7 protein-coding genes are annotated in these 8551 nt (G+C 44.2%); 5 read left to right on the forward strand and 2 right to left on the reverse strand.

All coding sequences use genetic code 11. The annotated features are described in order from the left end of the window. The first annotated feature begins 67 nt into the window (after window positions 1–67). From FZC78_RS18180 to FZC78_RS18190, 3 genes are all read left to right on the forward strand, one after another. Window positions 68–1645 carry a Na+/H+ antiporter NhaC family protein gene (locus FZC78_RS18180; protein WP_148941507.1) on the forward strand — a complete coding sequence of 526 codons (1578 nt, stop codon included), beginning with the start codon at window positions 68–70 and terminating at the stop codon, window positions 1643–1645. 660 nt (window positions 1646–2305) lie between these two features. Beyond that, window positions 2306–3832, forward strand: coding sequence for a sodium-dependent transporter (locus FZC78_RS18185; RefSeq protein ID WP_148941508.1), 1527 nt, complete (start codon window positions 2306–2308; stop codon window positions 3830–3832). 1 nt (window position 3833) lies between these two features. After that, window positions 3834–3932, forward strand: a complete 99-nt coding sequence (locus FZC78_RS18190) for a methionine/alanine import family NSS transporter small subunit (protein ID WP_113926762.1) — start codon at window positions 3834–3836, stop codon at window positions 3930–3932. Window positions 3933–4522: 590 nt separating this feature from the next. On the opposite strand, the gene FZC78_RS18195 is transcribed toward FZC78_RS18190, so the two are convergent. Then, window positions 4523–5509, reverse strand: coding sequence for a M23 family metallopeptidase (locus tag FZC78_RS18195; protein WP_426900700.1), 987 nt, complete (start codon window positions 5507–5509; stop codon window positions 4523–4525). 530 nt (window positions 5510–6039) lie between these two features. Between FZC78_RS18195 and lipA the strand changes: the two genes are divergently transcribed. Further along, the gene (gene lipA / locus FZC78_RS18205; protein WP_148941509.1) at window positions 6040–6957 is read left to right on the forward strand and encodes a lipoyl synthase; all 918 of its coding nucleotides are present in this window, start codon (window positions 6040–6042) and stop codon (window positions 6955–6957) included. 84 nt (window positions 6958–7041) lie between these two features. Here lipA and FZC78_RS18210 read toward each other — a convergent pair whose 3' ends face one another. Then, window positions 7042–7770 carry a YhcN/YlaJ family sporulation lipoprotein gene (locus tag FZC78_RS18210; protein ID WP_148941510.1) on the reverse strand — a complete coding sequence of 243 codons (729 nt, stop codon included), beginning with the start codon at window positions 7768–7770 and terminating at the stop codon, window positions 7042–7044. Between the two features lie 134 nt (window positions 7771–7904). Here FZC78_RS18210 and FZC78_RS18215 point away from each other — a divergent pair, with 134 nt between their 5' ends. After that, window positions 7905–8180 carry a YutD family protein gene (locus tag FZC78_RS18215; RefSeq protein WP_148941511.1) on the forward strand — a complete coding sequence of 92 codons (276 nt, stop codon included), beginning with the start codon at window positions 7905–7907 and terminating at the stop codon, window positions 8178–8180. The last annotated feature ends 371 nt before the right edge of the window (window positions 8181–8551 follow it).

Raw genomic sequence — 8551 nt, forward strand, 5'->3', positions numbered from 1 at the left:
TATTGCCTTTTTTTATTTTCTTCTATCATTCTGCAATTCCCTCCCTGTCATTATAGGAGGAGAAACAATGGAAAACACTATTTATTCTTTATTACCACCACTATTAGCCATTTTAATGGTCATTCTGACAAGAAGAGTACTTCTTTCACTTGGTGTCGGAATCCTCTCTGCCGGGCTGCTTCTGGCAGAATTCTCTATCACAGAAACACTTTCTATCATTTGGAATGCATTTAAAGGCATTTTCGTAGATGGCGGCGAGCTCAATACATGGAATGTTTATATCATCCTATTCTTATTGATCCTCGGGGTCATCACCGCATTTGTGAATATTTCAGGCGGCAGCAGGGCTTTCGGGGAGTGGGCACTGAAACGTGTCAAAACGAGAGCAGGCGCTCAAATCCTGACTGCGGTCTTGGGAATCATTATTTTTATTGATGATTATTTCAATGCGCTGGCAGTTGGACAGGTTTCTAGACCGATTACTGACCGCCATAGAATTTCAAGAGCTAAATTGGCTTATATCATCGATTCTACATCTGCTCCGATTTGTGTTGTTTCACCCATTTCAAGTTGGGGAGCATTTATCATCGCACTCATCGGCGGAATTTTAGCAGACCACGCGATTACAGGATATACGGCTTTCTCTGCCTTTCTTCAAATCGCTCCGATGAATCTTTATGTGTGGGCTGCCATCGGTCTTGTCTTCATTACCTCTTACAGAGGAATTGACTTCGGGAAAATGCGTGAACATGAACAGCGCGCAATCAACACTGGCGAAGTATACGATCCTGAAAAAGACGTACCAGGCGAGTTGAAAAATGATCTGCCTGTGAGTGAGAAAGGGACAGTTGGTGACCTGATCTGGCCGATTATTGCGCTGATTGCCGGTACAGTCAGTGCTATGCTTTGGACAGGATATCAGGCTGTTGCTGCTGATGGAGGAGAGGCGTCTCTTTTAGCCATCTTTGAAAATACAGACGTATCGACTTCTCTGCTTTATGGTGGATTATTCGGACTTCTAGTTGCTCTGATTTTCTTCTTCAGACAGATGTCTTCATCGAAAGCCATTACTGGAAGTGCATTGGGAACCGGGTTCGTCGAAGGAATCAAATCCATGCTTCCTGCCGTTTATATCCTTATCTTTGCATGGACAATCGTTACACTGATTGGTTCACTTCAAACCGGAGAGTACTTGGCAGGACTAGTCGAAAGCTCCAATCTGAATATCGGATTGCTGCCGGTCATCCTGTTCCTTGTTGCTGGAGTCATGGCATTCGCAACCGGTACATCTTGGGGATCTTTCGGCATCCTGCTTCCGATTGCCGGAGAAATCGCAGCGGCTACAGATGTAAGCATTCTGCTGCCAGCCATGGCGGCGGTACTTGCGGGTTCAGTTTTCGGTGACCACTGCTCACCAATATCTGATACATCGATTCTTTCCTCTACAGGTGCGGGAAGCAATCACATTGACCACGTTATCACCCAGCTTCCGTATGCGATTACTGGAGCTGTCATTGCATCAATCGGTTTCGTAGCCCTTGGACTGACAGGAAGCACATTAGTTGGCCTTGGGGTGACCATCATTCTGCTGGTTCTGTTCGCTGTATTTGGCAAGAAAACAGTCAATGAAGCAGCTGGAAGCTGATAATACTCTTTAAAAGAGAGAGGGTTTCGCTATTAAGCGGACCCTCTTTTTTTTATAAAAGGCTGTTTTCGCATATATTGTTGCTTTCGGATATCCCCGGATACTAAGAGTTTTATCTCTTATCGAAGGAGAGCTCTTTTCTTTCGATATTACCAGTTTTTACGCCTTTTAATTTGGTTATTTTTTCTGAATTAGTATCAAATAGCAACAAAGTAAGAGCCAAAAAGAAAGAATAGAGAGCGTTGATAGAAGCACCAGACCCATTGATAGGAAGAGCAAACTCGTCGATAGAAGCACCGAACCCGTTTGATAGGAAGAGCAATGTCGTCGATAGGAATGGCGAACACTTCGATAGAAAGGGTAAACTCCTTGATAATTAGAAGAAATCCACTAATCCTTTGATGTATAACTCCAAGTCAGGTTGAAGGAGTATGCCTGAACGTTCGTTCAGTTTCGTCATGAAAACCAAAAGTTATATCAAGATAGCATTCAGACTTGAATGTACGTATAGAAGGGGCTCTATTTTAAGAATAGAAAAAGCAAAAATGAAAATTCAAATAATACTTTGACATTCGTCCTATTACTAGCTATACTGTTTTTAGATTATCCAAATAATCTGAAAATACTAAACATTTAAAATGGAATCAGGGGGGAGTTATCATGGAAAATCGTTCACAATGGGGTACGAGAGCCGGATTCATTCTGGCGGCGGTCGGTTCTGCAATCGGCCTCGGAAATATCTGGCGTTTCCCTGCAGTAGCATATGAGAACGGCGGAGGGGCATTTTTTATTCCTTATTTATTTGCTTTGCTGACTGCAGGAATTCCACTTTTGGTCCTTGAGTTCACTCTTGGCCACAAGTACAGGGGATCTGCACCGCTTTCATTTTTCCGCATGAATAGGAAATCAGAATGGATTGGCTGGTGGGCTGTATTTGTTTCGTTTGTCATATCCACCTACTACGCAGTCATCATTGCCTGGGCGATGTCTTACAGTGTGTTTGCTTTCAAACAAAGCTGGGGAAGCGACACACAGGGATTCCTTTACGGGGACTACTTGAAGCTTGCAGAAACACCAGGGCAAACTGGAAGTCTTGTCATGGGCGTATTCCTGCCATTGGTCCTAGTCTGGATCATTACGCTTGGAGTTCTTTTTAAAGGCGTTAAAAAAGGTATTGAGGTTGCCAACAAAATCTTTATCCCTGCACTGGTCATTCTTTTCTTGATCATCGTTGTCCGCGCTGTTACACTGCCGGGTGCGCTGGATGGATTGAACGCCTTCTTCCAGCCTAACTTTGATGTAATTATGGAACCAAGTGTATGGATGGCGGCATACGGCCAGATTTTCTTCAGTTTATCCATTGCATTCGCGATTATGATTACGTATTCCAGTTATCTTCCTAAGAAATCAGACATCACAAATAACGCATTTATCACTGGATTCAGCAACTCCGGTTTCGAATTGCTTGCTGGTATCGGTGTATTCGCAGCCCTGGGCTTCATGGCAAACTCTCAAGGTGTATCTGTCCAAGAAGTGGTAGATGGCGGAGTAGGGCTTGCCTTCATTGTCTTCCCGCAGATCATCAATGCATTCCCGGCTCTTAATGGACTATTTGGTTTCTTGTTCTTCGCTTCACTAGTTCTGGCTGGTTTATCTTCATTGATTTCAATTACAGAAACATACGTAGCTGGTTTCTCCGAGAAATTCGGTATCTCCCGCAATAAAGCAATCGCTTTCGGTGGAGGAGCTGCAGCTCTTATCTCCATTCTTTTTGCGACACAAGGAGGACTGTATTTCTTAGATGCAGCAGACTATTTCATCAATCAGTTCGGGGTAGCCTTCGTCGGACTTGTCGAAGTGGTAGCAATCGCTTGGTTCCTTCGCAAGCTGAACAGCTTCCAGGAGCATGCAAATATCGCTTCCGACATCCGTCTAGGCGGCTGGTGGAAAGCTTGTCTGGGCGTCATCACACCAATCGTTCTTGGCTATATGATGTTCGGGCTGTTCAAGATGAACCTGCTTAAAGAGTTTGATACGGAAACGGGTAACTATGAAGGATATGCCGATTCATTCATCTTATTCGGCGGCTGGTTCGTTGCAGCATTTGCCCTGCTTGCAGGATTTGCTTTAACATTCAAACGCTGGCATGCAAAAACAGAAGCTGAAAGTTATAAGGAGGTAAGCTAATATGACAGGCAGTGCTATTTTCATGATGATTCTCGGTATGGTAATCATATGGGGCGGCTTGGCAGGCAGCATCCTTAATGCAATGAAAAAATCAAAGTAATGAATATTGAAGAGCCTCAGGGATTCCCGAGTGCTCTTTTTTATGTGGGGAATTAAGGTGGGGGTGAGCCAGGCTCAAAAGGGTGGAATTGAGCCAGGCTCAAAAAGGTAAATCTGAGCCAGGCTCAAAAAGGTGAAACTGAGCCAGGCTCAAAAGGGTGGAACTGAGCCAGGCTCAAAAGGGTGGATCTGAGCCAGGCTCAAAAAGGTAAATCTGAGCCAGGCTCAAAAAGGTGAAACTGAGCCAGGCTCAAAAAGGTGAAACTGAGCCAGGCTCAAAAAGGTTGAATTGAGCCAGGCTCAAAAGGGTGGAACTGAGCCAGGCTCAAAAAGGTTGAATTGAGCCAGGCTCAAAAGGGTGGATCTGAGCCAGGCTCAGAAAGGTGGATCTGAGCCAGGCTCAGAAAGGTGAATCTGAGCCAGGCTCAAAAGGGTGGATCTGAGGCAGGCTCAAAAAGGTTGAATTGAGCCAGGCTCAAAAAGGTTGAATTGAGCCAGGCTCAAAATATAAGGCCAGGTGCAATTTCGGCAACTTGTACCGTGCACCACCAGTCACACCTCTACAAAGTAACGTCAGCATAAAAATTCCGACTAGCTCTTCTTCTGACGATCCTGCCTTTCCCACACTCTCAGGTATGGATAGGGATCAAAGGACCACTCAGTGTACCCATTATCTTTGTACATTCCGTAATGAAGATGCGGAGGGAATTTCCCTGACGTTCCCGGAGGTCCGTAGCCTGAGCTTCCGACGCCTCCGATCAGCATGCCGGGTTCAACGGTCTGCCCGACTTCGATATCTTTAGCGAAGCCGCTTAAGTGGGCAAAGTAGTGGTAGGTATTATTGATATCACGTATACCGATGCGCCAGCCCCCGAAGCGGTTCCAGCCTTTCATTTCAATGATCCCGTAACTGGTTGATCTGACCGGGACACCATAATCCGCAAAAAGATCGGTGCCTTCATGAATCCTTCTGCCTCCATATCCACGGGCATCTCCCCATGTATTTTTATAGCTGTAATTAAATCTTGAAGGAAGGGGAAACGCTTTTCCACCCAGGTCAAGGTGGCCGTATGTTTTATAAAGTTTGGCTTTGCCCATGATCATACTGACTGTTTTATCTCTTTTATAATAGTTCCATAAAGCTATCCTGAAGTTATCTTCATCTATTCCATAATTCAGGATAAAGTGAGAGAAAGCGGACAGTACATCCTCATCGTTGTTCCGGTCTGCAATTCCATCACTGTTGCCATCCGCACCGATTCCTTCGAAGAAAGTGATGGTTTCAGGATCCTGGTCTTCTGGATTCGGATTGAGAGGTCCGGCCCACTCTGATGCAGGGAAGTAGATGGAGATAGGATTCTCTGGTTTGGGTAAGTCTTTTCTGGCAAAACGCAGGCTGCGTTCATACTGGTCCACGGCAGCGAGATAATACCAGGGGATCTGCGTCGCTGCCTCCATCTTTTTGAACAGCTCCATTCTTTCCTGCAAGTGCTCTTCTTCTCCTGCTGCCTGCACTTTTATGTCAAAAGATGATAGAAGAAAGCTGCATAGAATAAGGGCGATTATTTTTCTGGACAATTGATATCTCCACCTTTTCTTAGGGAATGATTGTTTAATGATGTGACAAAGCCTGAATGACTTACTCTAGGGTGAACCGCCAAGCACCTCAGCAGATGCTGCCTTCATTTATGTGTAAACACTCTTTTTATTGCTAAAGAAATGGTAAAATTAATCATAGTGGACAACTTTTAAGGTTGTTACCCGCATCCAGCTTCAGCGCCTAGCCCCTCGGGGTCAAATAACCCTCAGAGAATAAAAGGAAAGACCGCCTTTTTTTCTCTGAGGAACATTTGCCTGTCGGGGCTGACCGAGGCGCTTCCGCTTTTGTTCGTCCTATCATTATTGTGTTACAGTCTTCTGTTTTCATAAATATCAATAAATGGTAATCGGGGTAATGGAGGCTTGTCTTACCAAATTTAGTGTGATAAAGTGACAAAGGAAGACCTTGTTTTACTTCTATATTTTTACATAAATAAAGGCATACGCTTTAAATAGCGTTTCACTCTGTTTTCATTAGACAGTGACTTCATTGAATGGAGATGAAATTAATGAGTAAAAAAGAAGAGCATATCCGTAAACCCGATTGGCTTAAAATCAAGCTGAACACGAACGATAATTATATGGGCTTGAAAAAAATGATGCGTGAACAAAATCTTCACACGGTTTGTGAGGAGGCACGCTGCCCGAATATTCACGAATGCTGGGGAACAAGACGTACTGCTACATTCATGATTCTTGGGGACATATGTACACGTGCTTGCCGTTTCTGTGCGGTTAAAACTGGGCTCCCGAATGAGCTTGATCTGGCTGAACCGGAACGAGTGGCAGATTCCGTTCAGTTAATGAATCTAAAGCATGTCGTCATTACGGCGGTTGCCCGTGATGACCTCAAAGACGGAGGTTCTGCTGTATTTGCTGAAACCGTAAGAGCCATCCGCAGGAAAAATCCATTTACCACAATTGAAGTGCTTCCTTCCGATATGGGCGGTGTTTTTGACAACATCAAAACATTGATGGACTCTAAACCGGATATCATGAACTACAATATCGAAACGGTTCGACGCATGACACCGAGAGTCAGAGCGCGCGCAACATATGATCGTACTCTTGAATTCCTTTCCCGTGCTAAGGAACTTCAGCCTGAAATACCGACTAAGTCCAGCATCATGGTCGGACTTGGCGAAACAAAAGAAGAAATCATTGAAACCATGGATGATTTGAGGGCGTCAAATGTGGATATCATGGCGATCGGTCAATACCTGCAGCCATCGAAAAAGCATCTGAAGGTCCAAAAGTATTACCATCCAGACGAGTTTGCGGAACTTCGCAAAATCGCAATGGAAAAAGGTTTCAGCCATTGTGAAGCCGGCCCGCTTGTGCGTTCTTCTTATCATGCAGATGAACAAGTTAATGCGGCTGCCAAAGCCAGACAGGAAATGGGCGAAGCAGAAGCTCAAAATGCGTAAGAATACAATGAAAAGAGGACTGAACCTTTAACAGGATTCAGTCCTTTTTCATTAATAAACTTGGTCAAAGTCCATTATGATCGGTTATTGAATAGCATCGTGGCCGGTGTGATCATATCTTTTTTGCCTGTCAGGGTTAATCCTGTGTACATCGTCTTCGTTCATTTCATCCATTTCGTCATACATTTCACCATTGGCATTTTCTCCTGCATCAATTTCCCTTCCCTGAGGAGAAGCCTGAAGCATTTGGTTGATTGTATCGTCAATGGCTGTGTTGACATTAGCCATATCGGTATCCATGGAAGCAAGGTTTTCAACGTTTTGCATTAGATTTGGGTCGTCGGTAACATAAACATGATACCAGCGCGGCACGACGGACAGCCCTGATTTCTTGACCTGGTCTGCCACTTCAAAACGCAGGTTTTTGTCTTTGGCATCCGTTTTGTAGGCGATCAACACTTCTTCATCCGTCACAAGGGTTGAGGCATCCTGTACTTTTGGAAGTGTAACGCTCATCCTGCTGATGTAGTCGGCAACTTGCTCACGGTCAATTGTATACATATCTTCAGTGGAAATGGTCCGGCCGGCGATTGGGCTTTTTTGATGCCTCACGTAGCCAAACTGCTCTCCCCGTGCATGTTCGGAATTTTCCACTTCCTTGTAGATATCTTCTTCTTCACTAATATTGATGGAGTTGCCGCTTTTATGAAAAATTTCATCGCCGTCTGAAACAAGGTCGTTTGCACATCCTGTCCCAAATAGTGAAAAACCGATGACTCCTGCTGCAAGCATTTTCTTCTTCAAATAAAACACCTCCTCATTTGTTATAATGACCAGTAGAATTGTATTTTTCTCTTAGTAATTAATGGACAATCAGTTATAATTTAAAGTAGAGGTTTTTTAATCCATCGGATAAGGGTTCATTTAAGGAAAGTAGGTGAAGTAAGATGGTATGCATTAATAATGTGTGTTACGAAGTCATTGAGGAGTTCCGGGAGGGCTTTAACGAAGAAGCCTTTCGTACACGCTACAGTGATATCCTGAATAAATATGATTACATTCTTGGTGACTGGGGTTATGGTCAGCTTCGCCTCAAAGGATTCTTCGATGATCAGAATCAAAAAGCAACCTTTGATACCAAAATCACCACAATTAAGGATTATCTATATGAGTTCTGTAATTTTGGATGTCCATATTTTGTAGTCAAGAAAACAAAACAGTGACTTTAGCACCTTAAGATATTAAGAGGGGCTTTACTTTTTAGCGATCTAACGTGATGAAGCCGGCAGACTCCATATCGGAATGCCGGCTCTTCGTTGTGCGCCTGGCATGGGTGCAATCTATAGGGTGTAAGTCCCGAACTGTGAAGGCAGAAGTAGCAGTTAGCTTAACGCAAGGGTGTCCATGGTGACGTGGAATCTGAAGGAAGCGAGCGGCAAACCTCCGGTCTGAGGAACACGAACTTCATAAGAGGCTAGTATTGTTGGACGAGTTTGCAACACAAAACAAAGTCCTTTCTGCCGAAAGCAATACAAAGTAAATGAAGCAGATAGGTGGAGGGAAAGATTGTACTTTTACCCAGGGAGGTCTGACT

The sequence above is a fragment of the Rossellomorea vietnamensis genome, from assembly GCF_008180415.1.
Classification (GTDB): Bacteria; Bacillota; Bacilli; order Bacillales; family Bacillaceae_B; genus Rossellomorea; species Rossellomorea vietnamensis_C.

Bases quoted from the DNA above. Each gene is read 5' to 3' on its own strand.
- FZC78_RS18190 (WP_113926762.1), top strand. From the start codon at position 3,834: ATGACAGGCAGTGCTATTTTCATGATGATTCTCGGTATGGTAATCATA.
- FZC78_RS18215 (WP_148941511.1), top strand. From the start codon at position 7,905: ATGGTATGCATTAATAATGTGTGTTACGAAGTCATTGAGGAGTTCCGG.
- lipA (WP_148941509.1), top strand. From the start codon at position 6,040: ATGAGTAAAAAAGAAGAGCATATCCGTAAACCCGATTGGCTTAAAATC.
- FZC78_RS18185 (WP_148941508.1), top strand. From the start codon at position 2,306: ATGGAAAATCGTTCACAATGGGGTACGAGAGCCGGATTCATTCTGGCG.
- FZC78_RS18180 (WP_148941507.1), top strand. From the start codon at position 68: ATGGAAAACACTATTTATTCTTTATTACCACCACTATTAGCCATTTTA.